Source organism: Ruegeria sp. CJ2, assembly GCF_056536745.1.
In genome coordinates this window covers 1-501 of record NZ_JBQFQF010000036.1, presented here as the reverse complement: position 1 = coordinate 501, position 501 = coordinate 1, and the positions used below count along the sequence as shown (strand labels likewise).

Sequence of the window (501 nt, the reverse complement as noted above, 5' to 3'; positions counted from 1 at the left end):
CCGGTCTTCAGCGCCTGTACCGCCGGCTGGCCATTGTCGAGCGTGTAGCTCCAGGTGCCATCGGGCTGGACGGTGAAACTGCCATGGGCGCCGGCCGCGCCGGTCTGCGGCACGAAGCTCGCCTGGCCCGCATCCGGGTCGGTCACATCCAGCTTGCCGCCGGTCGAGGTCAGCTTGTCCTCGGTCACCGCGCCCACCGCGGTGCCGGAGATCGCGGCCTTGTCGTCGGTGCCGTTGATGGTGACGGTGATCTGCTTGGTGGTGCCGTCGACGGTGGAGACGGTCAGCGTGTCGGTCAGCTGCTCGCCGGTCTTCAGCGCCTGTACCGCCGGCTGGCCATTGTCGAGCGTGTAGCTCCAGGTGCCATCGGGCTGGACGGTGAAACTGCCATGGGCGCCGGCCGCGCCGGTCTGCGGCACGAAGCTCGCCTGGCCCGCATCCGGGTCGGTCACATCCAGCTTGCCGCCGGTCGAGGTCAGCTTGTCCTCGGTCACCGCGCCC

At 69.9% G+C, this 501-nt stretch carries 1 protein-coding gene; it reads right to left on the bottom strand.

What is annotated here, in order from left to right; all coding sequences use genetic code 11:
• A partial coding sequence (locus ACR0MS_RS20435; protein WP_480579198.1) for a VCBS domain-containing protein occupies nucleotides 1-501 on the bottom strand: 501 nt, incomplete at both ends.